General features: G+C 73.5%; 18 protein-coding genes. 7 read left to right on the forward strand and 11 right to left on the reverse strand.

The genetic code is table 11. From position 1 onward, the window contains the following. Nucleotide 1: 1 nt before the first annotated feature. The 5 genes from AB0O53_RS32755 to AB0O53_RS32775 form a co-directional block, all read right to left on the reverse strand. On the reverse strand, nt 2–865 hold the full coding sequence (locus tag AB0O53_RS32755) for a CPBP family intramembrane glutamic endopeptidase (RefSeq protein ID WP_365200483.1): 864 nt from the start codon (nt 863–865) through the stop codon (nt 2–4). Between the two features lie 160 nt (nt 866–1025). Beyond that, the gene (locus tag AB0O53_RS32760; RefSeq protein ID WP_365200485.1) at nt 1026–2048 is read right to left on the reverse strand and encodes a GNAT family N-acetyltransferase; all 1023 of its coding nucleotides are present in this window, start codon (nt 2046–2048) and stop codon (nt 1026–1028) included. Continuing rightward, on the reverse strand, nt 2045–3310 hold the full coding sequence (locus AB0O53_RS32765) for an MFS transporter (RefSeq protein ID WP_350995780.1): 1266 nt from the start codon (nt 3308–3310) through the stop codon (nt 2045–2047). The genes AB0O53_RS32760 and AB0O53_RS32765 overlap by 4 nt, the downstream gene beginning before the upstream one ends. After that, nucleotides 3307–4530: an ATP-grasp domain-containing protein gene (locus AB0O53_RS32770; RefSeq protein ID WP_365200489.1), complete on the reverse strand. Its 1224-nt coding sequence runs from the start codon at nt 4528–4530 to the stop codon at nt 3307–3309. Before AB0O53_RS32770 ends, AB0O53_RS32765 begins: the two co-directional genes overlap by 4 nt. Before the next feature lie 34 nt (nt 4531–4564). After that, a complete protein-coding gene (locus tag AB0O53_RS32775; RefSeq protein ID WP_350995775.1) occupies nt 4565–5818 on the reverse strand; it encodes an ATP-grasp domain-containing protein in 1254 nt (417 codons plus the stop codon). 218 nt (nt 5819–6036) lie between these two features. Between AB0O53_RS32775 and AB0O53_RS32780 the strand changes: the two genes are divergently transcribed. The 4 genes from AB0O53_RS32780 (at nt 6037) to AB0O53_RS32795 (ending at nt 13457) form a co-directional block, all read left to right on the forward strand. After that, nucleotides 6037–7476, forward strand: coding sequence for a coproporphyrinogen-III oxidase family protein (locus AB0O53_RS32780; RefSeq protein WP_365200491.1), 1440 nt, complete (start codon nt 6037–6039; stop codon nt 7474–7476). Then, entirely contained in the window at nt 7473–8531 is a 1059-nt protein-coding gene (locus AB0O53_RS32785; protein ID WP_365200493.1) for a DUF1152 domain-containing protein, read from the forward strand. Before AB0O53_RS32780 ends, AB0O53_RS32785 begins: the two co-directional genes overlap by 4 nt. 202 nt (nt 8532–8733) lie before the next feature. Next, a complete protein-coding gene (locus AB0O53_RS32790; protein ID WP_365200496.1) occupies nt 8734–13008 on the forward strand; it encodes an nSTAND1 domain-containing NTPase in 4275 nt (1424 codons plus the stop codon). A 77-nt stretch (nt 13009–13085) separates the two neighbouring features. Further along, nucleotides 13086–13457, forward strand: a complete 372-nt coding sequence (locus tag AB0O53_RS32795) for a CU044_2847 family protein (RefSeq protein WP_365200499.1) — start codon at nt 13086–13088, stop codon at nt 13455–13457. Nucleotides 13458–13469: 12 nt separating this feature from the next. Here AB0O53_RS32795 and AB0O53_RS32800 read toward each other — a convergent pair whose 3' ends face one another. From AB0O53_RS32800 to AB0O53_RS32810, 3 genes are all read right to left on the reverse strand, one after another. After that, complete coding sequence (locus AB0O53_RS32800) at nt 13470–14036, reverse strand: GNAT family N-acetyltransferase (RefSeq protein ID WP_350995762.1); 567 nt, start codon at nt 14034–14036, stop codon at nt 13470–13472. A gap of 82 nt (nt 14037–14118) precedes the next feature. Next, nucleotides 14119–15567: a DUF7824 domain-containing protein gene (locus AB0O53_RS32805; protein WP_350995759.1), complete on the reverse strand. Its 1449-nt coding sequence runs from the start codon at nt 15565–15567 to the stop codon at nt 14119–14121. Nucleotides 15568–15637: 70 nt separating this feature from the next. Then, entirely contained in the window at nt 15638–16426 is a 789-nt protein-coding gene (locus tag AB0O53_RS32810) for an ATP-grasp domain-containing protein (protein ID WP_350995756.1), read from the reverse strand. Between the two features lie 252 nt (nt 16427–16678). On the opposite strand from AB0O53_RS32810, the gene AB0O53_RS32815 reads away from it, so the two are divergent. Further along, nucleotides 16679–18322: a purine-cytosine permease family protein gene (locus AB0O53_RS32815; protein ID WP_350995753.1), complete on the forward strand. Its 1644-nt coding sequence runs from the start codon at nt 16679–16681 to the stop codon at nt 18320–18322. Between the two features lie 47 nt (nt 18323–18369). Here the strand turns inward: AB0O53_RS32815 and AB0O53_RS32820 are convergent, their stop codons facing one another. The 3 genes from AB0O53_RS32820 to AB0O53_RS32830 all read right to left on the reverse strand — a co-directional run bounded on the left by AB0O53_RS32820 (nt 18370) and on the right by AB0O53_RS32830 (nt 22621). Next, nucleotides 18370–20070: a PKD domain-containing protein gene (locus AB0O53_RS32820; RefSeq protein WP_365200504.1), complete on the reverse strand. Its 1701-nt coding sequence runs from the start codon at nt 20068–20070 to the stop codon at nt 18370–18372. Nucleotides 20071–20357: 287 nt separating this feature from the next. Then, nucleotides 20358–21521 carry an ALF repeat-containing protein gene (locus AB0O53_RS32825; RefSeq protein WP_365200507.1) on the reverse strand — a complete coding sequence of 388 codons (1164 nt, stop codon included), beginning with the start codon at nt 21519–21521 and terminating at the stop codon, nt 20358–20360. A gap of 182 nt (nt 21522–21703) precedes the next feature. Further along, complete coding sequence (locus tag AB0O53_RS32830; protein WP_350995744.1) at nt 21704–22621, reverse strand: LysR family transcriptional regulator; 918 nt, start codon at nt 22619–22621, stop codon at nt 21704–21706. A gap of 78 nt (nt 22622–22699) precedes the next feature. On the opposite strand from AB0O53_RS32830, the gene AB0O53_RS32835 reads away from it, so the two are divergent. Together AB0O53_RS32835 and AB0O53_RS32840 are read left to right on the forward strand one after the other, a co-directional pair. Then, on the forward strand, nt 22700–24229 hold the full coding sequence (locus AB0O53_RS32835; protein WP_365200551.1) for an aminotransferase class I/II-fold pyridoxal phosphate-dependent enzyme: 1530 nt from the start codon (nt 22700–22702) through the stop codon (nt 24227–24229). 107 nt (nt 24230–24336) lie between these two features. Next, the gene (locus tag AB0O53_RS32840) at nt 24337–25293 is read left to right on the forward strand and encodes an ABC transporter substrate-binding protein (RefSeq protein ID WP_365200511.1); all 957 of its coding nucleotides are present in this window, start codon (nt 24337–24339) and stop codon (nt 25291–25293) included. The last annotated feature ends 61 nt before the right edge of the window (nt 25294–25354 follow it).

Genomic DNA, 25354 nt, shown 5'->3' on the forward strand with positions numbered 1-25354 from the left:
GTCAGCGCGCTCCGGGCGCCGTTGTGACGATGATCTTATCCGGCGTCGCGTGCGGCGCCCGGCGGGCGGTGGCGATCCACGCGAGTGCGGCGGCGAGGCTCGCGGCTCCGAGGATCAGCATCGGTGCCGTCGCCGCGGCCGTCTCGTCGGTCACGTACAGCATGCCGAGGTTGATCAGGGTGTGGAAGCTTCCCGCGAGCAGCAGCCGGTTGCTCCGTACGCCTTCCAGGGCCAGGCCGAGGACGACGGACATCGCGGTGGTGGCCAGCAGGAACCCGGCCGCGAAGGCCGGTTCCTGCGCGAAGACCGGTACGTGCCACAGGCCCCAGACGACGCCGACCAGCGCGGAGGCCGTGACCGGGCCGAAGCGGGTGCGCAGCAGCGGCTGGAGGTGGCAGCGCCAGCCGATCTCCTCGGCGCAGGCGCCGAGGAACTGGGCGGCCACGACCAGGGGGACGGGGTGGGTGAAGGCCCGGGGGGCGGTGACGGGGAGCGAGCCGGAGGTGAGCAGGCCGCCGCCCACGCACAGGGCGGTGATCAGTACGGGGGTGAGCAGCAGGGCAGCCCGCCGCTCGGCCGCCGCGCCGACCCGTTCGCGGGCGGGCAGGGTGCCCGCGAGCCGGTCCCTGATCCGGCCCGGCCACAGCAGGGCCACGGCCGCCACGGCGACGGCGGGCCCGAGCTGCGTCAGCTGCACCACCTCGGGCGGGATCCCGGTGGCGGGCTGGAGGGCTCCGCACGCCCCCGCCGCCACGAGGGCGACCGCGAGGAACACCCCGGCCTCCGCCGCCCACGGCGCCCGTGGCCGCCCCTGCCCCTGCCCGTCTGCCTGTGCCTGTGCCCGTTCCCGCTGCTGTTCCGGCATGCTGCCCGGCCTCCCCCGTGGTCGTCCTGGGGCGTGCGTGTCACGCCCCACGACGACTCTGCCGGGGCGGGCCCGACGGGGCCTTGTACGTGGATGCCGAGGCGGGGTGTACCCAGGTACACCCCGGAGCCGAGAACGGCCCGAGCCCACTGCCCCCGGTTCAGGCTCCCGCGGCCCGCCCCTGCCGGTCGGCCAGGGCGTACAGGCCCGAGATCGCGGCCCCGCGGCGGCGCTTGGCCTCGACGGTCGTCATTCCCGCGTGCAGGGCCGTCGAGCCGTGGGCGTAGGCGTCCCGGATGGGCAGGTAGTACATGAGGTTGAAGTACAGGTGGGGTGCGGCGTGGGCACGGTCGACGGCGACCGCGCGGATCCACGTGGTGGACGCGTAGTGGTAGTACAGGCAGAAGCCCACCATGCGCCCGCCGTCGTGGGCGGCCACCACGCGCGCCGCGCTGCCCATCGCCGCCGCCTGCCGCTCGAGCAGGTCGGTCATCGCGTCGGTGCCGTCCTGGTCGTGGCCGTGGTCCTGCTGGTGTCCGGCGAGCAGGGCCCCGGCCTCCTCGGCGCAGTCCGCGAGGGCCAGGTGCCGTACCTCCGGTCCGCTCGCGGTGAATGCGCGGTGTTCGCGGCGCACGCCGACGCGGCGCCGTGAGGGCAGGGAGGCGACGTACCCCTCGAAGTCCGTGCCGGGCAGCGGGATGAGGGCGTCGTCCTCCAGGTGGACGGGTTCGTCGGGGTAGAGGGGGGCGAGCCGGGCGGTGGCCCCGGCGGTGAGGTAGGGCCACCAGTGCGTGGTGCCGTTGCGGTCGGCGAGGTCGCGGGCGGCGTCCCGCAGCAGGGTGAGGCAGGTCTCGTGCCGTACGGGGTCCAGGCCGGGGGCGGTGAGGGGGGTGTTGTGGTAGCCGCGGCGGGCTCCGGCGATCACCCGGGGCCGCAGCGGCGGGGGCAGGACGTCACCGGGCCGGTAGGCGTCGTTCGGTTCCTCGTGCACGAGGTGGAGGGGTGTCGCGGCGACGAGCCGCCCGTCGTCGTCCCGGACGAGCGCGTACGAGACGCTCGCGGTCGGATCCTCCTCTTCCGCGGCGAGCCACTGGTGGGAGAGGTATAGGCCGGCCGGGCGGGCGAGCCACTCCCACTCGGCGGCCGGGACGGCGTGCACGGACTCGACGAGCGTCGTGATCAACGGGGGTCCTTCCGGCGGTGGCGGTTGGCGGACTTCAGGGCGGGAGCGGCGGCCATGGCGATCAGGCAGGCGACGGCTTCGGCTCCCCAGGGCAGCAGGGGCCCGGCCTGGAGGAGCAGGGTGAACAGGGCGGGGGCCGCGACCATGCCGACGGCCCAGGAGAACTGGTAGAGGCCCTGCGTGAAGCCCCCGGCGGCGTCGGGGGTGAGGGTGACCGAGAGCTCGCTCAGTGCCGGGCCCAGGAGGATCTCGGCCACGCTGAACAGGGTGATCGCGGCGACGAGGGCCACCCAGGCGGTCACGGCGAGGGAGGACGAGGAGGAGGGGGAAAACAGCGCCGGCAGCATGAAGGCCCCCGTCGCGGCGGCCATGACGAGGTATCCGACCGCGACGGCGCGGCGCGGTGCCTTCGGGGCGAGGTGCGCGGTGACCAGCGTCGAACACCCGGACACGAGCACGGTGTTGACGACGAACAGCAGGCTGGCCGCCGACGCGGGGAGCCCGAGGGCGCGGGTGGTGTAGAGGGCGACGAGGACGGACAGGGCGGCCTGGGCGAGGACGTAGGGCAGGTTCACCGCGACGAGCAGCAGGTAGCGGCGGGTGTCCTCGGTCCGGGTGGCCTGCCGGCCGGGCGGGGTTCCGGCCGGCTCGGGCGGTTTGGTGGCGAGGGTGGCGAAGCAGAGCGCGGCCAGCAGGTAGGTCGCGGCGTCGACCGCGATCAGCCACCACAGGGCGCCCTTCCCGAACACCGTCAGGGCCCCTGCCGCGGCCGCGGCGCCGGCGGCGAGGCCGATGTTGCGCAGCGAGCCGGTGAAGGCGAACCACGCACGCTCCTGGCCGGGTTCGGTGACGTGCAGGACCAGGGTGCGCTGGGCGGTGAAGTACATGTTGATCCCGGACTGCACCAGCACGTGGACGGCCGCGACCTGCCACAGCCGGTCGGCGAACAGGAACAGGGTGAATCCGAGGGCGGAGACGATGTTCGCCGCGACGACGACCGGCCGGGGACCGAGCCGGTCCATGAGGCGGCCGGCGAGGAAGGTGACGGGCAGGGCGACGGCCTGTCCCACCGTCATGGCCATGCCGACGTGCGCCGGAGGCAGGCCCTGTACGTCGGTGAAGTAGAGCAGTCCGAGGGGCAGCAGCATGCCGTTGCCGACGGAGTCGATGAGGTTGCCGGTGACGAACCGGCCGTGCCCCCGCAGCTCGGGCAGGCCCAGCCGGGACGCGGCGGAGCGGCGGGTGCCGGTGACCGCGCTCATCGGACCAGCAGGGCGGTCAGCTTGCCCAGGACGCCGGCCGAGGGGAAGCCGGTCCGCGCGTGCAGGTCCGTCAGGGCCCGTACGGTGGCGGCCTCCTGCCCCTCGGGGAGGGTGAGGACGACGATGTCGCCGCGCGGGGATCCGTCGATGACCAGCTCGTGCGCGGTGACGACGGTGACGTGTTCGCCGAGTTCGGCCAGCGCCGCCGGGGGGACGGGGCCGTCGGTGAGGAACTCGACGGCCCACCCGGTACGCCGTGCCGGGCCGCCGTCCGGTGGGAGGCCGCGGGCCATGCGGGCGAGGGTGGCGAAGGTGTTGGTGCCCGACGCGGCGCAGGACAGGGTGGTCGCGCCGCCGATGCGCGGGTTGACCTCCAGGATCACGAAGCGTCCGCCCGTGTGGACCATGTCGACGTTGACCGAGCCGTACACCCCGAGTTCCCCGCAGAGCCGGACCAGGGCGCGGGCGACGCCGGTGAACGCGGCGTCGGCCTCCGGGTGGGGCCCGCACCAGCGCAGGTCGGCGAAGGTGAACACCGGGTCCGCTCCCGCGCGTCCGGTCCAGCACAGCGGCAGGACCCGGTAGGAGCCGGGCCGCCCCACGATGTCCACCGTGCACAGGTCGCCCTCGACGACCTCCTCCAGTACCGCCGAGGCGTCCGGGGAGCCGGCCAGCCAGGCGTCCAGGTCGGCCGGGGTGCGCACGGTGCGGATGCCGGAGCTGGTGGAGTCCCAGACGGGTTTGGCCATGAGCGGGTAGCCGAGCCGGGCGGCCTGTGCGCGCAGTGCGTCGCGGTACGCGGGTACGGGCAGGCCCCGGCCGGCCAGCAGGCCGGAGTCGGCGCGGACGCCGTCCGGCACGTCGAGGCCGGCCCGTCTGCAGAGCTGTTTGGTCTCCCACTTGTCCACCAGCAGCATCGTCGCCGCGAGGGGGGTCATGACGGTGGGGATGCCGGCGGCGTCGAGGAGGGAGGCGGCCGTGGCGTCGCGCAGCGCGTTCTCACAGGGCAGCGAGATGGACACGGCGGCGTCCGCCCCCCAGGCGGCGACCGTGTGGGCGAGCTGCCGGGGGGTGACAGCGCGGTCGAGCCGGTGCCGGTGGCCGGGGAAGTCGTCGTCACCGGGGCTGCCGCTGGTGTGGAAGAGGCCGGCTTCGATGCCCTGGGCGGCGAGGCCGCGTACGGCCTGCTGGATGTAGGGATCGGCGCGGCGGATTCCCACCGACCGAAGAAATGCGATCTTCCGCATCGGTGCGTCAGCCCACTTCCACTCGGGACCGCTCGGCGACGCCGGCCGCCAGGTCGCGGGCCTGCCCGGCGGTTGCCGCGCGGGCCACCACGTGTCCGATCCGGCACGCGGAGTCCGCCGGCTCCGGCACCGTGTCACCGGGTTGCATGTGCAGTTCCGCGTGCGTGCCGGGTGCCTGCGGTACGGAGGCCCGGCGCAGCACCCCGCCGTGTTCGGGCAGCAGGAAGCGGATCGAGGCGGCGCCCGCGGTGGTGGCGACGGTGTCGGGGACCCGGCCGAGGACCGCCTGGAGGTGGGCCACGGCCTCGCTGATGCCCGTCGCGGCCTCCACGACCTCGCACAGGTTGTCCCCGGGCAGCCGGGCCCCGGTCTCGATCACGTGCGGCGTCCGCGAGCCCGGGGGGATCTTCAGCTCCGTGTGCGCGATGCCGTTGCGGACTCCGACGGCGAGCGCGGCGCGCGCCGCGGTGTGCTGCACCGCCCGTTCGAGCGGGCCGTCCAGCCCGGAGGGGCAGGTGTGCCCGGTCTCGATGCGGTACCGGCCGCGGGTGGTGTCCTTGGCCACGACGGGCAGCGGATAGGCCACCCCGTCCGCGACGACGGTCTCGCAGGAGTACTCCGCCCCGGGGACGTACTCCTGCAGCAGGGCCCTGGTGTCGAGCGGCAGGCCGTGGGGCTGCGCGTGGGTGAAGCGCTGCGCGCCGGTGACGGCGGCGGTGAGCCGGTCGGGCCCGTCCACCACGGACACCCCCCACGAGCCGCCCTGTTCGGCGGGTTTCACGACCAGGGGCCAGCCCAGCCCGCCGGTCCGTGCCACCCGGTGGGCCTCGTCCGCGTCGTGCGCGACCGCCCAGCGGGGTGCCGGGATCCCGGCCGCGACGAAGGCCTCGCCCATGAGGATCTTGTTCCTGGCCGCCCGGGCGAGGCGCGGGTCGTTGCCGGGCAGGCCGAGCCGTTCGGCCAGCAGTGCGGCGAGCGGGGTGAACAGCTCGAAGCAGGCGGCGACCCCTTCCAGGGCGTGGCCGCGGCAGAAGGCCTCCATGTCGGCCAGCGCCCTCGGGGTGTCCGTGAGGTCCGTCGCGCACACCCCGGCGAGTGCGTCGCGCAGTCGGCCGGGGTAGCCGTCGTGGACCTCCTCGTGGGTGGCGGCGTACAAGCGCAGTCCCAGACGGTCAGCGGCCTCGACGAGGAAACGTCCGGCGTTCCCCATCGGCTCGATGACCAGTATTCCCGGGCCGCCCGGGCCCGCACCGATAGTCATGGGCCCAGCAAAGCCGCAGGCGGGACGGGGCGGCTATCGGCCTGACCGACGAAAATAACTCGCCTCAAAGCATGGCGACTTGGAGCAAAGCCCAATCAACCGGTGAGTAACGGGGCGTCATTTGGTGCACACGCCCCATGGAGCGGCGCACGCGTCCCGTGGTCGGATCGCCGGGCCAGGTAAACCGAAACCCGCGACCCGAACGGGGCACGAGCACAGTGACCAGCCTGCGCCAGCAGCTCGCCGACCAGATCGAACAGGGCGTCATACCGCCCTACCAGTATTCCTATCCGCCGCGCTCCACCTACCGCCCCCTCCCGGAGGGCAGGTGGAGCATCCCCGACGTATGGGCCCTGGACCTCGCCAACTACCAGGTCCCCGAGCTCAACCTGTACCTGCACGTCCCCTTCTGCGACCGCAAGTGCGGTTTCTGCAACCTCTACACGATCATCAGCACCGACGAGGACGTCTTCGACGCCTACACCGACGCGCTGTGTACGCAGTTGGAGGACCACGCCGAGATCATCCGGGCCCGCCGGCTGCGCACCGTCTACATCGGCGGCGGGACCCCGGCCCTCCTCAAGCCCCGCCACTTCGAGCAGATCTTCACCACCCTGGGGCGCATCTACCCCAACTGGCGCTCCACCGTGGAGGAGGTCGCCGTCGAGGCCACCCCGTCCTCCATCGCGGACGCGCCCCACGAGTTCAAGGCCCTCATCGACATGGGCCTCACCCGCGCCAACGTCGGCATCCAGTCCCTCGTGCCCCGCGAGATCCGCGAGGCCGGCCGCGGCGGCGAGGACGAGGCCGTGATCCGGCGCGCCGTGCGCACCGCGCAGGAACTCGGCCTGCCCGACCTGTCCACGGACCTCATCATGGGCTTCGCCGGGCAGACCCCCGAGACCTGGCGCCACAGCGTCGACGAGCTGGCCGCCCTGCGGCCCACCACCATCAGCACCTACTTCCTCACCGTGCGCCCCGACGCCTGGTTCTCCAAGACCGGCGCCTACCAGTACATGTGGCAGCCCGAGCTGTACGAGCGCTACGACTACGCCCGCCGGGTCTTCCTGGACCACGGCTACGTCCAGGAGGGATCCGTCCGCTACAAGATCCCGGGGCGCGGCGGCTACGCGCAGAAGGTGCTCACCTTCCACGGCGTGCCCCTGCTGGGCCTCGGCGTCGGCGCCCGCTCGTACACCAGCGTCCTCGACTACATGACCGGCAGCGTGAAGCCTTCGACGGGAGAGGTGGCCGACTACATCAGGAAGGCCCGCAACCACGAGATCGCCCCGGTCACCGGCATCGAGCTGACCGGCGAGGAGATCGTCCGCAAGCGCCTCGTCCTGGACTCCTTCGACCTCGACCTCGGTGAACTCGACCGCTTCGGCTATCAGAAGCACGCCGCGGAGTTCGAGCCGATCCTGGACGCCGCCGAGGCCAACGGCCTCCTCCACCGGCTGGGCCGCCGCATCCAGCTCACCCCGAAGGGCTTCAAGTACCGCGACGTCCTGTCCTGGATGTTCTACTCCGGGGCCGTCAAGGGGCTCGACCGCGAGTACTACGAGAACCTGCACGCGGCGAACGCGCGCGCCCGCAAGAACATGGGGGCCACTCCCGTGCGGATCACCGGCGTCGACCTGCGCGAGGGCGTGGCGTGAGCGACCTGTACGTCGCGGCGGGCGGGGGCGGGGACCCCCTCGGCACCCTGATCGCCGCCCGGACCGTCGGCGCGGGCCCGGAGCGGGCGCGGGTCGCCACGTACGCGTGGGAGCGCCCCGAGGTCGATCCCACGCACGGCCCGCTCGGGGAGGAGCACTTCACGGGGCTCGTCCGAGAGGCGGGCGGCGCTCCCGCCTTCACCGCCGCCACGCGTGCCCGGCCCCCTGCCGGGTCCACCCTGCCCGCGCTGGCCCGGGACCTCCCGGCCCGGCTGCTTCTGCTCGACCCCTCGCGGGGGCTGCACGCCCTGGCCGGGCAGCTCACGGCGATGGCGACGGCCTCGGGCGGGCGCATCCGCATCGTGGACATCGGCGGCGACATCCTCACGCACGGCGACGAGCCGGGTCTGTGCAGCCCGTTCGGGGACGCCCTCACCCTCGCCGCCTGCCACCTCACCGGACTCCCCACGACCGTCCACGTGGCGGGTCCCGGGCTCGACGGGGAGATCGACGAGCGGTCCCTGCTCGGGCGCCTCACCGGCTCCCGCCCCCTCACCCCGGCGGCGGCCGCGGTCTCGGCCGCCGCCCGGGCACTGGCCTGGCACCCCTCCGAGGCATCGGCCCTGTGGGCCGCCGCCGTCCTGGGGGCCCGCGGCCGCGTCCGCAGCGTGGGCCACGCGCTCGAACTCACCGAGGCCTCACCGGGCCTGTACTCCCTGCCCCTCGCGGAGGCCGTCGGCCACAACCCGGTCGCGCGGGCCCTCATCGACGAGCGGCCCGCCACCCTCCAGGAGGCGGCCGACCTCTCCCACCGGCTGACCGGCATCCACGGGCTGGCGCCCGAGCACGCCCGGACACCCGGGCCGGACCGGCCCGCCGGCGGGATCGCCCTCCTCGACCGGGAGACGGCGCTGAAGGCCCTCCACGAGGCCGCCGACGGCGCCGGCCACGTCACCCTCCGGTTCGCCGCCCGCGCCCTCGGGCTCGCCTGGACCGACATCCCGGCCCTGCGCGGACTCCTGGGCTGCGACACCCCGCTGCTCCGGCTGCCCTGAACCGCGGCCGGGCCCGGCCGCACCACCGTGCGACCGCGCCCGGCTCCGGCCCCCGCGGGGCGACGGCCCGCCGGACCACGGGCCGGCTCCCTGGACGGAATCCGGACACTTTCGATCGCCTCCGGTGTGCGGCCGGTACGGGTGTTGCCCGTGACTGCGGTGTGACGGATGCTGGCCCGAGCCTGGGAATCGGGGGGAATCCATGGCCGCGGTACGCGGGAGCGCTGTGCTCGACGCCTCGCAGGTGAGGATCAGGAGCGCCGACGGGGAGGTCGTGGGCGCCGGATTCCTCGTCGCTCCGGACCTGGTGTGCACCTGCGCCCACGTCATCGGCCGGGCCCGCGGGCCCGCACCCGGGGACGACCCCGCCGCAGGGTCCGTGGACCTCGACTTCCCGCTGGTCGAGGGCCGGCCCGCGGCCCGGGCGGGCGTGGTGTCCTGGCGCCACGAAGGCCGGGACGTCGCGCTGCTGCGGCTGAACGCACCCGTGGCGGGATCCCGCCCGGCACCGCTCGTCGACGGCACCTCCGTCTGGGGCCACACGTTCCGCGCGCTGGGCTACCCGTACGGAGCCGACCAGGGCGTCTGGGCGTCCGGGGTGCTGCGGGCCGGGCAGGGCTCCGGCTGGGTGCAGATGGAGGTCCGCGGGAGCGGTCCGGCCATCGTGGGCGGGTTCAGCGGATCACCCGTGTGGGACGACGCCCAGGACGGCGTCGTCGGTATGACGGTCGCCGCGCACCAGGGCGATCGCACCGCCTACCTCCTGCCCTCCGCCGATCTGGTCGACGGGCGGACGCTGCTCCCCCGCTGTCCGTTCCAGGGGCTGGCCCCCTTCGCCGAGGACGGGGCGGAGTTCTTCCACGGACGCGACGACGACACCCGGCGGGTCTTCCGGGCGGTGTTGCGACGGCCCGTCACCCTGGTCGTCGGCCCCTCGGGGTGCGGTAAGTCCTCGCTGGTCAGGGCCGGGGTGCTGCCGAAGGTGCGGGGTGCGGGGATGGACGTCTCCGCAGTGCGCGCGGTACCGGGCGTACGGGCCGCCGCGGTGCTGGCCCGGGCCCTGACCGACCTGCTCGACCCGGCACCCGGCGAGGTGGAACGGCTCGCCCGGACCGAGGAGCTGGCCGGGCTGCTGGGGGCCGGCCGTGACCTGCCGGCCGAGCTGCGGGCCCGGCTGCTGTCCAGGCCCGGCGCCGCGCCCGCCGGGCACCTGCTCTTCGTGGACCAACTGGAGGAGTACGCGGTCGGCGCCCCCGAGGACGCCCGCGAGCTGTTCCGGCTGCTGGCCGCCCTGGCGGGCCGGGAGGGCGGCGCGCTGCTGCGGGTGGTGGCCACCGGGCGCCCGGGCTCGCTGGAGGCCCTGGTGACACCGGAGACCTCCGAACTGGCCGGAGAGGCCGTCGAGTTCCTCGCGCCCTTGGACGGTGAGGCGCTGGAGCGCGCGGTGACCGCGCCCGTCGACGGCGAGCCCGGTCTGTGGTTCGAGCCCGGGCTGCCCCAGCGGATCGTCGCGGACGCCGGCGACGCCCCGGGACGGATGACCCTGGTGCAGTTCGCACTCACCCGGCTGTGGGAGCGCCGCAGCCGCTCGATGCTGACGCATGCCGCCTACGACGAACTGGGCGGTGTCGCGGGCGCCCTGGTCGGATACGCCGACGAGAGTCTCGAAGCTCTGACGGACCGGGAGCGCCGCTCCGCCCGACGGCTGTTGGTCCAGCTGGCCCGGCCCGAAGGGGACGGCTTCGTCCGCAGGCCCACCCGAATCGGTGAGCTCCCGCCGGAACTCTCCTCGGCCGCGCGGGAACTGGCGGCGGGCAAGCTCGTCGTCCTCTCCCCCGCCCCGGACGGCTCCGGTGAGATCGTCGACCTCGCGCACGAGGCCCTCACCCGGCTGTGGCCGCAGCTGCGCCGGTGGCTCACGGACAGTCGCGGGTTCCGCACCTGGCAGGAGCAGTTGCGGACCGACCTGCGGCGCTGGGAGGCCCACGGGCGTGAGGCCGCCCGGCTGCTCGGCGGCACCGACCTGGCGGAAGCACAGCGGCGCCTCGTCGACCACCCGGACGACACCACCGCCGAGGAGACCGACTACGTCCGGCTGAGCACCCGGGCGGCCCGGCGCGGCGCCCGGATCCGGCGCGCCGCCGTGGCCACGCTCGCCGCCCTGACCGCCCTCGCGGCGATCCTCGCCCTCCTCGCCTGGCAGGGGTTGCAGCGCACCGAGGAACAGCTCCGCGTCCAGGCGGCCGGCCTGCTCGCCCAGGCGGCCGACGACATGCCGGGCCGCGAACCGGCCACCGCACTGCAACTCGCGCTCGCCGCCCGGAGCACCAAGCCGACCACCAAGACCGCCGAGGCACTGCTGCGGCAGTACGTGCGCCAGCCGGACCTCCTGCACTCCTACCCCGCCGTCTGGGAGGGGAACGTCACCGGCCTGGACGCCACCCCCGACGGCCGGACCCTGGTGGTCTCCGCCCGACCGTCCGGGGGCGGCGACCGGTTCGTGTTCACCCTGGTCACCGGCGCGCTCGACGGCCGGGTCCGGACCCGGAGGCTGGGCGGCGAGATCCAGGCGCGGTACGAGAGCGCCATCAGCCCGGACGGCGGCCTGTTCGCCGTGTCCTCGCCCGATGCGGTGCGGCTGTGGCGCCTCGACGACCCCGAGCACCCCGAGACGCTCCCGCTCCCCGCCCGCGAGACGCCCCAAGGAGCGGGCAGTTCCATCGACTTCAGCTCGGACGGCACCCGCCTGCTGCGCACCCTCACCGACCACACCGTGGAGTGCTACAACGGGACCCAGCCCTGCGTGGCCGCGTTCGCCGACGCGTGGGAGGTGCCCTCCGGCCGGCGGCTGAGCGTCGCCGCCGACCTGCTGCCCCCGACCCGTGTGGGGAAGGTCGCCTTCACCGGCGACGCCGATGCGGTGGTCATGGGCATCTCCGACTCCAAGGCCCCGCAGCTGCTCACGGTCAAGGACCTCGCCACCGGACGGACCCTCTACACGGTGGGCCCCTCCCCCGACGCGCCCGACGGGACGTCCGAGCCCGAGGCGGGCGGCGAGCTCGCCTTCTGGATCGAGGGGGGCCGGGCCTACAGCCGCCCGCTGGGCCGTACGCCGGGGGCGGTCACCGAACTCCCCATGTTCGCGTCCGGGCAGGGAGGGCCGGACACACCAGGAGACTACAAACAGTTCTCGCCCGGGCTCGGTTACGAGGAGAACACCCCCGGCGGTTACGCCGACACCGGCCTGCTCGATCTCCGGACGGGGCGGACCTTCAACGCCCGCCTCCCCAACCCGGGCGACGTACAGGGCGCGCGCGGGGTCTTCGCCGTGGCACCGGGTACGGGAGGCGGGACCGTGGTGCTGGTCCCCGTCGGGACGTCGCTCGTGGTCGTGGGCGCAGCCCCCGCGGGCACCGAACGGTTCCAGGGCGGGAGCACCAACGACGGGGAGTACGCCCTGGCCCCGGACCGCGGTGCGATCGCCCGCCTCACGCGCGACTCCCTCCAGGTACTGGACGCCTCCCGGACACACCGCCGCTCCGTCGCCCTGGCGTCGGACAAGGACGGCACCCGGGTCAGCTGGACCGCCGACGGCCGGTGGATCGTGGTCTGGCGGCCGGACGACGGCCTCCTGCGCGCCTACTCGGCAGCCGACCTCGGCAGGAGCGTGGATCTGCCCCGCCTCCTCAAGAAGGAGGTCGGCATCGACAGCCTCGTCGGCCTCCAGGGCTCGGAGATCGCGCTCCTCGGGACGGACGGTACGGTGGCCCGCCTGGACGCGGCGACGGGTGCCGTCCTCACCCCCGCCTTCTCCGCCCAGGAGGACCCCGAGGACACGGACCGCCAGCGGGACATGTGGGGGGAGGGGCGGATCGTGCCCAGACCGGGGCACCCGGGGCAGGCCGCCGTCGTGAGCCGGGCGGGCACCACGAACGGGGAGATCGGCCTGTGGGACCTGCGCACGCAGAAGCGCTTCGCCGCGCCCCTGCACGGCCTGGCGGTCGGTACCACGATCCTGAAGAGTCAATGGCACGGCGACCCGATGGTCTTCAGTGCCGACGGGACCCGGCTGGCCGTGATTCAGGGCGACGGCCGGGTCCCCGTCTGGGACGTCGACACCGGACGGCAGCTGCCCGGCCCCCTCACGGTGCCCACCCTGACGAACCTGGTCGGCTTCGGGCCGGGCGGCACCCTCGTGACCTGGAACGCCAAGACCCTCACCGTGCACGACCCGGCGCGGGGTACCGCCGTCACCACCGAGGTGAAGCTCGCCTACGACATCGAGGTCAACACGGCGACGGCCGCGATCACGGCGGACGGCCGGCTGCTGCTCGAGGACGGGGAGCGGGCCCGCGTGCTGGACCTGCGGCCCGACGTCCAGTTCCGGGCGCTGTGCGCCGCGGCCGCACGCGACTACACCCCGGCCGAACGGAAGCTGCTCCCGGACGGCACCCCCTCGAAGGCACCCTGTACCTGAGCCGGGCATGCCACGATTGTGTAACCGATCACCCGAACGGCAGGTCCGTCCCGCCGTCCCGAACGCACCATTGCCCCATGACCAGTACCGAGGACATCAGCGAGAACATCGGCCTGGAGGACGGCTCCACCGTCCGTTTCCTGCTCTCGGGGCCCGCCGCGGGGGCACCGGCGTTCGGTGAGGGCCTCGGCCCCGTCGTGCCCGTCGGCAGACGGGCCGAGGCGGTCGCCGCCTTCGCCACCGACGCGCTGCGCGCCACCCTGAAGCCGCTCGGGGCCCTCGTCCGCGAGGTCCACTCCTCGATGACCTCGGTGCCCGTTCCCCCCACGGAGGTCAGCGTCACCTTCGGCCTCCAGCTCACCCAGGACCTCCAACTGGGCATCGTCAACGGCAACAACCAGGCGCACCTGACCGTCACCGCCACCTGGACGCCGCCCCCGGCCGGCTGACCGCCGTACTCCTTACCCCTCGCCCCTTGCTGCGTACGCACCCGGCCATTCCGTGCGCAGCATCCCGAACAGCACGCTGTCGTGGCGCTCGCCCGCGACCAGGACCGCGGCCCGGCGGCGGCCCTCCTCGCGGAACCCCGCCCCGGTGAAGGCGCGGACGGCCCGCTCGTTGCCGCTCCAGGTGTCGAGTTCGACGCGGTGCAGCCCGAGGGCTCCGAAGAGGTGCCCCACCAGCAGGCGCAGCGCGTCGGAGCCGTGGCCGCGGCCCCAGCGGTCCCGTTCACCGATGGTGACGCCGACCGTGGCGAGCCCGGCGACCGGATCCAGGTCGCGGTAGTCCACCATGCCGATCACGCTGCCGTCCGCCAGGTCCTCGACCGTGAAGACGGCGGACTCCCGCGGGTTGAGCCGCAGCATCGTCTCGAACGCGAGGCCCACGGCCTCCGCGGTGACCGGTCCGAAGAGGGGGTCGCCCCCGGTGGCCCAGTGGACCACTTCCGGGTCGTTGCGCCATCTGAGGTGGTGTTCGGCGTCCTGCGCGCGCAGTGCGCGCAGCCTCACCAGCTTTCCTTCGATCATGCGCGTGATCGTAGTGGGCGGCGCGCTGTGATGATCTTGATTTTCGGTGGCCGCCGTGAGGCGGCGGCCGGCCCGGTCCGGCTCACCCGGCGGTGAGGGCGGCGCTCAGCCTGCGGGCCTCGGTGACCAGTGCGGACGTGCCCCGGCGGGCGGCGGCGGCCGCCACGGCCTGCGGGACCGGGCCCGTGGCCGCGGAGTGCTCCGCGCAGGAGGCGGCGACGGCCAGTACCTCGCCCGCGCCGCGTACCGAGGGCAGGAGGGCCGGGAGCACTTCGGCGAGGACGGTCCACATCGTCGCGTGCGCGCCCGCCGCCGCGGCGCACCGGGCCGCGTCCGCGAGCCGGTTCGGCTTGACCGTGCCCAGGGCCGTCATGGCGGCGAGCTCGCGGCCGAGCAGCGGGGCGTCGAGTTCGCCCCGGGCGGCCAGCACCAGCAGGGCCTCCACCGCCGGGCGGCGGCTGTCCGCGTACCGGCCGCCCAGTCCGGCCGCCACGGCGGCGTGCAGGGCCGGTCCGGCGGGCCCGCCCAGCAGGGCGAGGTGCGGCAGCATCCACGCGCCGCCGTGGTCGTCGGCCGTCGCGGCCAGGGTGATGTGCGGAAGGAGCCAGGCGGCCTGGGTGTCCCGGTCCTCGGGCAGCACCGATGCCCGTACGGGGTGCCCCTGGTGCCAGTGATAGCACTGGGTGAATCCTTCCTGCGGACGGCCCAGTCCGTGGAAGGAGTCCGGGAACTCCGCCTTCAGGGCGGGGCGTTCACTGGTCAGGAAGGCGACCTGCGCAGCGGTGGTGCCGATCCTCTGCCAGGCCCGGTGCGCCTGCGGGTCCGGTTCGACGACGCGGCGCAGCACCGGGGCCGGTTCGCCGTCCGGCCCGAGCCAGGCGGCGAGCCGGGTGCCTTCGGCGGTGCCGAGGCGGGCCGCGGCTTCGGCGGCCGCCCCGGCCGAGGGGTCGTCGCGGCGTATGCGCAGCAGCGCCTGCCCGAAGTCGGCCGGGCCGGGCCGGACGCCCAGTTGCCGGTAGTCGGTGAGCCGTTCCACGAGTTCGGCCGCCTCCAGGGCGCCCGTGTCCCAGGTGGGCGTGGACAGCAGGAACGGCAGCGGGTCCTTGGACATGAGGGTGTACCCGATCTCGCGCACGCGCGCGGCGATCACCACCTCCAGGCCCTCCTGGGCGCATTCCTCGTGTCCCCGGTGGCGCCGCACGTACTCGGGCTTGAGGCTGTAGCCCGGGACCAGCCACAGCAGCGAGGCCACCACGGTGTCCACCCCGCCGAGGCGCTGCGCCTCGATCTCCTGCTCCTTGTAGCGGTGGCCCAGGCTCTCGGAGAGGGCGCGCGCGAGCGGGTGGCGGTCGCGGTGGGCGTGCCGTACCAGCCCGTCGAGGGACCGCTCGAAGTCCGCCACGGTGTGGGCGCGGGAGTCGAGGTGGGCCGCCGTCAGCTCGACGGTCTCGGCGAGGGAGTCGGGCGCGGCGTCGAGCCTGCGCGCGGGAGGCACGGGCGGGAGGGTGTCCTTGGCGGCGGTCCAGATCATGGCGCAACGCTAGACGGCTCCACTGACACCCCACCGGTCGCCCGTGGCCCGGGCCGCCCCGTGTGCGGCGTCAGGCGTCCGGCACGTGTTCCGGATGTGCCGCCGGCCTGCTCAGGTACGGCCGGTCCCGGGCCGCGACCGCGTCGATCGGGCCGGCGGACCGGAGCACGGTGTCGAGGACGCGGTCCGGGTCGGCCGCGTAACAGTGGGCGTACCAGGCCATGTTGGCCTCGACCACCGCCCAGTCGCCGTCGGCGAGCCGGCCGACGTCCAGACACACCGCGCTGGGCAGGCCGGCGGCCGCGGCGTCCAGGACCGTACGGGCGAAGGCCCGGCTCCCGGCGTCCAGCGGGGCCGGATCGAGGCGTCCGTGGACGGCGTAGCGGCTGCCGGTGACGGCCTCGCCGTCGAGGACGAACAGCCTGTACTCCGCGGCGAACTCCACGACGTCGCTCACCAGGACCGGCGTGGAGCCGTCGAGCCCGGCGGGCAGGCCGGTCCCGTCCTCGTGAACGGCGGCGGGAAGCAGGTCGATCTTGGCGGAGGGCGGCTTCACGAAGACCCGCTCCCTCAGCTGCCGCGCCTCGTCGAGGGTGGTGAGCCGTACGCGCCGCCGCAGGAGCGGGTGCGGCAGGTGCGCCAGCCAGTCGTCGGCGGGTTCGAGCAGCCCGAGGCGCAGCGGGCCGGCGAGGCGTGCGGCCGCGCGGGGGCCTCCGTACCAGTGCGCTCTGCGGCCTTCGGCATCCGCTGCCCGGTCGGTCACGTCGTAGCCCCGCCGGACCGCCGCCGACGCGATCAGTTCGGCGGTCGACGTGCGGGCGGCGGACAGGAGGAGGACGGCCGGGGCGCAGGTGTGCACGCAGTGAGCCTAGCCCGGTCCGTACGGAGCCGCGGCAACGGCCGCGTCACGCACGGCAACACGGTGTTCACCGCATCGCGCGCCCGGGGTAACACGCTCTTCCTACCGTGACCGACCGTGGGTCCCGCGCCTTGGACAGGTTCGTCGGAGCCCTTCATGACGGCTCGTCATCACCCCGTCCTGCCAACGGCGTCATGCGGGGCTCCGCACGTCATCGCAGCACCTGCACCCAGTCCCACCGGGAGGCGTGGCATGAGCACCACCGAGTCAGCACGGACTTCCTCGGCCCCGGCCGGCCCGGCCGACCCCGCCAAAGAGACGCTGGAGGACTACACCCTCCGCTTCGCACCGCGCAGTTACCGCCGCTGGTCCCCCATGGTGGTGGCCACCACGGCCCTCGGCGGCATCGCCTACATGGCCGACTTCTCCATCGGCGCCGGCATCGGGCTGGCCCACGGCGCCGGCAACGCGCTCCTGGCCATCGGCCTCGCCGCGGTCGTCATCTTCGTCACCGGCTTCCCCCTGGCCTACTACGGCGCGCGGTACAACATCGACCTGGACCTGATCACCCGCGGTTCGGGGTTCGGGTACTACGGTTCGGTCCTGACCAGCATCATCTTCGCCAGCTTCACCTTCATCTTCTTCGCCCTCGAAGGCTCGATCATGGCGCAGGGCCTCGAAATCGGCCTCGGGCTGCCGCTGTGGCTGGGCTACGCCGTCTCCACGCTCATGGTGATCCCCCTGGTCGTGTACGGCATGAAGGCGCTGAGCAGGCTCCAGGTGTGGACCACCCCGATCTGGCTGCTGCTCATGGTCGCCCCGCTGGTCTACCTGATCGCCGACGACCCCGGCACGGTCGACCGCTTCCTGGCCCACCCCGGCACGGACGGCGGCGGCGCCGTCAACACCGCCTCGGTCATGCTGGGGGCGGGAGTGTGCCTGTCCTTGATCGCGCAGATCGGCGAGCAGATCGACTACCTGCGCTTCATGCCGCCCAAGACCGAGGCCAACAAGCGCTCCTGGTGGACCGCCGTGGTCATGGCCGGTCCGGGGTGGGTCGTCCTCGGTGCGCTCAAGCAGGCCATCGGCGTGTTCCTCGCCGTGTACATCCTCGCCCGGGTCGGACCGGCCTCCGCCCCGGAGCCCATCCAGCAGTTCCGCGGTGCCTTCGAGGCGATGATGCCGTCCTGGCTGGTCGTTCCGCTGGCGGTGGTCCTGGTGGTCATCAGCCAGATCAAGATCAACGTGACGAACGCCTACTCCGGCTCGCTGGCCTGGACGAACTCCTTCACCCGTGTCACCGGGCACTACCCCGGCCGGATGGTCTTCGTCCTGGTCAACCTCGCGTTCGCCCTGGTGCTGATGGAGGCCGACATGTTCAGCTTCCTCAACAGCCTGTTGGGCTTCTACTCCAACTGCGCGATCGCGTGGGTGGTCACCGTGGCGACCGACATCGGCGTCAACAAGTACCTGCTGAAGCTGTCCCCGCTCCGGCCGGAGTTCCGCCGCGGCATGCTGTACGCGGTCAATCCGGTCGGAGTCGTGGCCTTCGCGGCGGCCTCGGGCCTGTCGATCGCCATGTACTTCCACGTCTTCGGCGACGCCCTCCAGCCGTACTCGCCGGTGGCCGCGGCCGTCATCGCCTTCGTGCTCACCCCGTTGACGGCCGTGGTCACGAGGGGCCGCTACTACCTGCGCCGCACCGACGACGGCATCGCCGAGCCCCTGCTGGACGGCGACGGCAACCCGAGCGGGGTCACCTTCGACTGCCACGTCTGCGCCCAGTCCTACGAGCGTCCCGACCTGACGGCCTGTGTGGCCCACGACGCGGTGGTCTGCTCGCTGTGCCTGAGCACCGACCGGGCCGGGGCCCACGTCCTGCCGGCCACCGCGTAGTCCCCTGCGGGAGGGTGGCGCGCCGGTGCGCGCGCCACCCGGGCGGGTCACTTCGTCTGGTAGACGCCGAAGACGTCGAGCACGAGGTCGGCGTCCTCGTGGCCCTGGTTCCAGAAGTTGATGACGCCGTGGTCGCCGTCGCTCGCCTGCACCAGGTTGGGCACGGTCGTGCCGACCGTCCAGTTCAGGGTGGAGGAGACCGGGCGCGTCGCGGCGGGTGCGGCGGGCTCGCCCGCGGCCGGCAGCGCGGAGGGGCTGGGTGCCACCGAGAGGAATCCGGTGCCGCCGGTCTCGGTGACGGTGGCGTTCAGCACGTACGCCTCGACGCCCGCCGCGGTCGCGTTCTCGGGGGTGAACCCCTGGGTGATGTACTCCCTGGCCCGGAACCTGCCGCCGGGCCAGCCGTAGGCCTCCTGCCGGGTGTCCAGCGTCCGGAAGGGGGTGAAGGGCAGGAAGGCGGCCTTGCTCTCCTTGCTGTAGTAGCCGACGACGTCGACCACCACGTGGGTCGGCGACCAGGCCCCGTTGAAGATCTTGATCGTTCCGTCGGCGGCCACGGGCACGATCACGGCGTTGGCCACCGTCTGGCCGGGCACGAAGTTCAGGTTCGACGCCGTCGGGACGGGGCCGGTGCCGGAGAAGGCGGTCAGGTGGCCCGGCCCCTGGGGCTCGGTCACCGTGACGTTCAGTGCCACGGCCGTGATGTTCTGCGGCACCCCCTGCAGGCCGCCGATGCGGGTGGTGAAGGCGCTGCGGGAGGCGAGCATGCCCTTGGACGTGCCGATGCCCTCACGGGTGTCCACGAAGCGGGCGGGCGTCATCGAGGTGTAGCCGCTGTCCGAGGCCCGGGTGAAGTAGCCCGTGACGTCGGCGACGAGGTCCACCGGGCTCCAGCCGCCGTTGAAGAGCTCCACGTAGCCGTCCTCGCCCACCGGCACGATCACCAGGTTCGGAACGGAGTGGCCGGCCGTGTAGTTCAGGTTCGAGGTGATCGGGCGGTCGTAGCCCGCTCCGGGCCACACGGTCACGTGTCCGCTGTCGACGGTCTCGGTGACGGTGACGTTGAGGGCGACAGCGGTGACGCCGGCCGGGACGGAGGCGTTGCCGGCCACCTTGACCCGGGCGGATCCCTGGCCGGCGACCTTGCCCACGGGTGCGCCGGTGCCGTTGCGGGTGTCGAGGAGCCGGGTCGGGGCGTGCGGGGTGAAATCGGCGCCCGGGGTGAGGAAGGCCCCGCCGTTGGTGGCCTGGACGGCGTTGGCGGTGTCGGTCACCGTCACCTTCACCTGGTACTCGCCCGACTTGTCGTACGTGTGCGAGTGGTGGAGTTCGGTGGTGCCCTGGGCGGTGACCGTGTCGGTCTTGCCGTCGCCCCAGTCGATGACGACGCCGAGTGCGAAGTCGGCGCTCGTGATCAGGGTGGTGAGTTCGATCCCGTGCGCGGTGTAGCTGGTGCCGCTGACGTCCACCGCGAGGGCGGGGTTGGCTCCCGCGTCGAGCGCGGCCTGCTCGGCCGACGCCGCGGCAGCGGTCTGCGGTGCGGCGGCCTTGGCGTCGGCCCCCGTCTTCCCCTTGGCGGAAGCGGGCAGGGCGGTGCGGATCGTGCGGTCCGCGGGACTGTGGAAGCCCTCGGACGTGGATGCCTTGGCGATCGCCTCGGCCACGCCGGCCGCGACGGGTACGGGATCAGCCGCCTGCGCGGTGCCCGGAATGATGCCGAGACCGGCCGCCACGAAGGCAGCGGTCATTACGAGTCGGTGGTTGCGCACCGGCCCCCCAGGTGTGGTGATGAGCGAAGAGGGGCCACCGTATGGAAGGTTCCGGCCAAGGGTCACGGGGTTCCGGCACCGTTCACTCCATAGGGGCCAGTGCTTTACCGGGTGTGCGGTTTGCGATCGACCGGAGGGTGTCTGCCGTTCCGTCGGGGTGGCGGGAGCGGCCCGCCGGATCCGCGGCCTGCTCGAACACGGCCGAGGGCCGCCACCCGTGAGGGTGACGGCCCTTGGTACGCAGGGGTGCGACGGGCGGACCCCGGTCAGACCTTCGCGCCGGCCCGGCGCATGCGGGCGGCGAGCAGGAGCCCGGCGCCGGCGACGACGGCGGTGCCCGCGCCGCCCGCCATCAGGGTCGTGTTGTCGCCCGCGCCCGTGCTTGCGAGGGGCGCGCCGCCCCCGCCCTGGGCGGTGACGGCGGTGTTGCCGGAGCCGCTGCCGGACGCCGTGCCCGAGCCGTTGCCCTGGCCCTTGTCCTGGCCGTCCTTGCCCGGACCGGTCTTGTCCTTGTCCTTCTCCTTGTCCTTCTCCTTGTCCTTCTCCTTGGCCGCCTCGTCCTTGGCGCGGGCCTCGTGCTGGCCCGTCTTCAGGAACTCGGCCCGGTCGGCGGGCGTGCCCTTGAGCGCGGCGCGGCCCGCCTTGACGAGCTCGGGACCGCCGCCGTGGATGATCTGGGCGATCGCGACGCTGTTGTCCTGGTCGCGCAGCTCGTGCTGGGTCACCTCCAGGAAGTGGCGCAGCTCGGCCGGGGTCGGCGAGCCGTTCAGGAGCTTGCCGATCGCCTCGCTCAGGATCGGGCCGTCCCAGCCCTCGTCGATGCGCGCCAGCTCGACCCGGTCGTCCGAGGCCTGGGCGAGGTACCGGCCGGTCTTCAGGAAGGCGGTGCGGTCGGCGGGGGTGCCCTGGAGCGCCGTCTTGCCGGCCTCCTTCACCGCCGGGCCTCCCGTGCCGATCAGCCGGGCGATCTCGACCTTGTTGTCCTCGTCGCGCAGCTCGTGCTGGGTCACCTCGTAGAAGTGGCGCAGCTGGTCCAGGGTCTCCCCGCCCTTGAAGACCGACTCGATGCCCGCCTTGAGGGCGGGGCCCGCATCGTGGCTGAGCCGCATGATGGCCACGCGGTAGTCGTCGATGCGGATCCTGTGCTGGTCGACCTCGATGAACTTCCTCATGGCCTGCGGGCCGTCGGCGATGGCCTTGCGGCCGGCTTCCTTCATGTGCTCGCTGGCCATCGGGTGAGCGATGATCGCGAGGATGGTCTTGCGGTCCTCTTCGGCCTGGTCGGGCACGGACTGGTCCGGCGTGGTCGGAGCCGGCTGGTTGCCGGCGGCCGGAGCGTCCGAACCGGCGGCGAACGCCGGTGACGCGATGAGGACGGCCGGAGCAAGAGCGGCGGTGGTGACCGCTGCGGCGATCCGGGACAACTTCACAGACAAAACCCCCTGGAAACGTTTCTTCGCCACACCAGACACGTGAAACGCACCGATGGTTGCATGGGGGCGCCATTCTTTTGGCCGCTCCGGCGCTGCGGCCCCGCCGGTACCCGTCCCCCGTCCCCCGTCCCCCGTCCCCCGTCCCAGACTCTCCCGGCCTCCGCGTGCGGGTGACGGGGTCAGGTCGCGGCCCAGCGCTCCGTGATCAGGGCGGCCTGTTCCTGCAGGGCCGCGATCAGCTCCTGGGCGGCGGCGGCCGACGTGGAGCGCAGCACGGCGACGCTGATCTCGCGGGCGAGGTCGGGGTGGGCCAGGGGACGTACGGTCAGGTCGGGCCGGGGGTGTCCGAGGGCGAGCCGCGGTACGAGGGCCACGCCGGTCCCCGCGGCGACGAGGCCCTGGACCACCGCGTAGTCGTCGGTGCGCATCGCGTGCAGGGGTTCGTACCCCTCCTGGGCGCAGGCCCAGGCGAGCACGCGGTCGCACGGGTCGTGGGGGTCGGCCGCGCCCACCCACGCGGTGTCCCGCAGCTCGCCGAGGGGTACCCGGTCCAGCGCGGCGCACGGGTGGTCCTGCGGCATGACCAGGAGGAGCGGATCGGCCAGCAGGGGGTGGAGCTCGAAGTCGTCGTCGAGGTCGAGGCGGTCGCCGGGCTGGGAGAAGACGAGGGCCGCATCGAGCTCCCGCGCCTTCAACCCGCGCAGCAGCAGGGGGAGTTCGCCCTCGGTGAGCGAGATGTGCACCCCTTGGCGGTGGAGGCGCTTGACCGCGGGCGCGAGCAGCAGGGCGCCCGCGGTGGGGAAGGTGCCGATGTGCAGCGTACGGGTGCCGCGCTCGGCGAGGCCGCGCACCTCCACCTCGGCCTGACGCAGTCGCTCCAGTACCGCCTCGGCGTGCGGCAGCAGGGCCTCGCCGAGTTCGGTCAGCGTGGCTCCGCGCGGTCCGCGCTGGACGAGCCGGGCGTTGAAGTGGGCTTCCAGGGCGGAGAGGTGGTGGGTGATCGTGGGCTGGCTGTAGTGCAGTGCACGGCCGGCGGCGGCGAGCGAGCCCTCCTGCGCGATGGACCGCAGCACTTGGAGATGCCTGACGTCGAGCATATAGACATCCTATGGAGGGGTAACGAAAAATCCATCCTTCTTCGATGGGTCGAGGGCTGTCAGGCTCCCCCCGTGAACATGAGAACGACCGATCAGCCCACCCCGCACTCCCCCTCCCCCGCCCCCTCCGTTCCGGGCGCCGACCAGTGGGGTGCCCCGTACGCCGAAGCCGTGCTGCGCCATGCCGGACGCGACTGGCTCCGGCTGAACGTCCCCGGGCACGCCGCCACACCGGGCTCGGACCTCGCCGGCTTCTTCGGCGCGAGAATCACGGCCCTGGACTTCCCGCCGCTGCTCGACGGGATCGACCTCGGCCCGGACACCCCGCTGGACCGGGCTCTGGAGCTGGCAGCCGAGGCCTGGGGCGCGCGGCGCACGTGGTTCCTGACGAACGGCGCCTCGCAGGGCAACCAGATCGCCTCGATGGTCGCCCCCGCGCTGGGGCGCACGCTCGTCGTCCAGCGCAGTGTGCACTCCAGCGTGATCGACGGGCTGGTGCTGTCCGGCATGGACGCCGTCTTCGTCCAGCCGTCGGTCGACCGCGGGCAGGGCATCGCCCACGGTGTCACCGCCGCGGACGTGGCGGCCGCGCTGGAGCGGACACCGGACGCGGCCGCGGTGTACATCGTCTCGCCGAGCTACTTCGGCGCGGTCGCCGACGTACGCGCCGTCGCGGACGCCGCCCATGCCGCGGGGGTCCCGCTGATCGTCGACGAGGCATGGGGATCGCACTTCGGTTTCCATCCGGCGCTTCCGGCGAGTGCGCTGTCCCTGGGCGCGGACCTGGTGACCTCCAGTACGCACAAGCTGGCGGGCAGCCTGACCCAGTCGGCCATGCTCCACCTGGCGCGGGGCCCCTTCGCGGACCTGCTCGAACCACTGGTGGACCGGGCCTTCCGGCTGGTCCAGTCCACCAGCGCCAGTGCCCTGCTGACCGCTTCGCTGGATCTCGCCCGCAGGCGTCTGGTCACCGGCGCCGGGGCGACGGGCGACGGTGTGCGGGCCGCGGACCGGGTGCGCGCCGCCGTGCGCGCGCTGGGCCGCTTCACGGTGGTGAGCGACGGATTCCCCCGTTTCCCCGACATCGTCGGGGCCGATCCACTGCGGATAGCGATCGACACCCGTGCCGGCGGGATCACGGGCCACGAGGCCCGGCGCCGGCTCTTCCGGGACCACCAGATCATGGTCGAGGTGGCGACCGACGCGGCGGTCGTCGCCGTGATCGGTGCGGGCTCCGCGCCCGACACCGACCGGTTCGTCGAGGCACTGCACACCCTGCCCTCCCCGCTGACCGAGCCGCCCGCCGGTCCGCTCACCGGTCCGGGCGGAGCCGGCGGCATGCTGCGGCTGCCGGAGCCCGGTGCCACGAGGCTCACCGCCCGGGAGGCGTTCCTGAGCCCCACTCGCGTCGTGGCGGCCGAGGAGGCCGTCGGCCGGATCTCCGCGGACACGCTGGCCGCGTACCCGCCGGGCATTCCCAACGTCCTGCCGGGCGAGGTCGTCACCGCCGAGGTCGTCCGGTTCCTGCAGCGGACCGCGGCCGCGCCGAACGGCCACGTACGCGGCGCGCTCGACCCGGGCGTGACGCGCCTGCGCGTCGTCGCCTGAGAGAGCGGGCCGACCTCGCACCGGGCCACCCGGCGTCCCGTACCCCCTCCCCCCTGGACCCTTGCCCCCTTCACCCCCGCGCACCGTCCCCGAGAGAGAGCACTGCCATGGCCGTACGCATACCGACCCGACGGACCCTCGCCACCGTCCTCGCCGCAACCACCGCCGCCCTGCTGCTGAGTGCCTGCGGTGACCAGACCTCGGCGGGCGGGGGCTCCGGCGCCGGCGGATCCGGGGCGGGTGCCGCGAAGAGCGATGCCCCGCTGTTCGCCCAGCTGCCCGCGGACATCCGGGCGGCGGGTGTGATCAAGGTCGGCACGGACGCCACGTACGCCCCGATGGAGTTCGTCGAGAACGGACGGATCGTGGGTGTGGACCCGGACGTCGCCGCCGCGCTCGGCAAGCACCTGGGCGTCAGGTTCGAGTTCACCAGCGGCACCTTCGACAGCCTGATCACCTCCCTCAACTCCGGACGCCAGGACGTCGTGATGTCCTCGATGAGCGACACCATGGCCCGCCAGCAGGGTCTGGACGACAAGGGGCAGAAGACCGGCAACGGCGTGGACTTCGTGGACTACTTCGTCGCGGGCTCCGTCGTGTACGTGCAGAAGGGCAACCCCCAGCAGGTCAGATCGATCGCCGACCTCTGCGGGAAGAAGACCGCCGTGCAGCGGGGCACCACCTTCGAGGAGGTGGCCAAGACCCGGTCGAAGGAGTGCGAGGCCACCGGGAAGCCGGCCCTCGTGATCGAGTCCTTCCCGACGGACGCCGAGGCGCAGACGCGTGTGAAGGCGGGCGGCGCCGTCGCGGGCATCAACGACTATCCCGTGGCCGCCTACCTGGCCCTCAAGGCCGACGGCGGCAACGCCTTCGAGATCGTCGGCAACCAGATCGAGGCCGGCCCCTTCGGCATCGCCGTGGCCAAGGACGACCCCGAACTGCGCGATGCCCTGAAGGCGGCACTGGCGGCGAGCATCGCGGACGGCTCGTACCGGAAGGCACTCGACAAGTGGGGCGCGGGCACGGGGGCGGTCGCCACGGCGAACGTCAACACCGGCTCCTGAACCCCGGCGCGCTCCGCCGAAAAAATCTCGGGCCGGGATGTCGAGAAGCGGTTTCCTGCTC

The sequence above is a fragment of the Streptomyces erythrochromogenes genome, from assembly GCF_040684695.1.
Taxonomy (GTDB): Bacteria; Actinomycetota; Actinomycetes; order Streptomycetales; family Streptomycetaceae; genus Streptomyces; species Streptomyces erythrochromogenes_C.

Coding starts and splice junctions, on each gene's coding strand:
- AB0O53_RS32755 (WP_365200483.1), bottom strand. CDS start 865: ATGCCGGAACAGCAGCGGGAACGGGCACAGGCACAGGCAGACGGGCAG.
- AB0O53_RS32765 (WP_350995780.1), bottom strand. CDS start 3,310: ATGAGCGCGGTCACCGGCACCCGCCGCTCCGCCGCGTCCCGGCTGGGC.
- AB0O53_RS32775 (WP_350995775.1), bottom strand. CDS start 5,818: ATGACTATCGGTGCGGGCCCGGGCGGCCCGGGAATACTGGTCATCGAG.
- AB0O53_RS32790 (WP_365200496.1), top strand. CDS start 8,734: ATGGCCGCGGTACGCGGGAGCGCTGTGCTCGACGCCTCGCAGGTGAGG.
- AB0O53_RS32795 (WP_365200499.1), top strand. CDS start 13,086: ATGACCAGTACCGAGGACATCAGCGAGAACATCGGCCTGGAGGACGGC.
- AB0O53_RS32800 (WP_350995762.1), bottom strand. CDS start 14,036: ATGATCGAAGGAAAGCTGGTGAGGCTGCGCGCACTGCGCGCGCAGGAC.
- AB0O53_RS32805 (WP_350995759.1), bottom strand. CDS start 15,567: ATGATCTGGACCGCCGCCAAGGACACCCTCCCGCCCGTGCCTCCCGCG.
- AB0O53_RS32815 (WP_350995753.1), top strand. CDS start 16,679: ATGAGCACCACCGAGTCAGCACGGACTTCCTCGGCCCCGGCCGGCCCG.
- AB0O53_RS32820 (WP_365200504.1), bottom strand. CDS start 20,070: ATGACCGCTGCCTTCGTGGCGGCCGGTCTCGGCATCATTCCGGGCACC.
- AB0O53_RS32830 (WP_350995744.1), bottom strand. CDS start 22,621: ATGCTCGACGTCAGGCATCTCCAAGTGCTGCGGTCCATCGCGCAGGAG.
- AB0O53_RS32835 (WP_365200551.1), top strand. CDS start 22,700: ATGAGAACGACCGATCAGCCCACCCCGCACTCCCCCTCCCCCGCCCCC.
- AB0O53_RS32840 (WP_365200511.1), top strand. CDS start 24,337: ATGGCCGTACGCATACCGACCCGACGGACCCTCGCCACCGTCCTCGCC.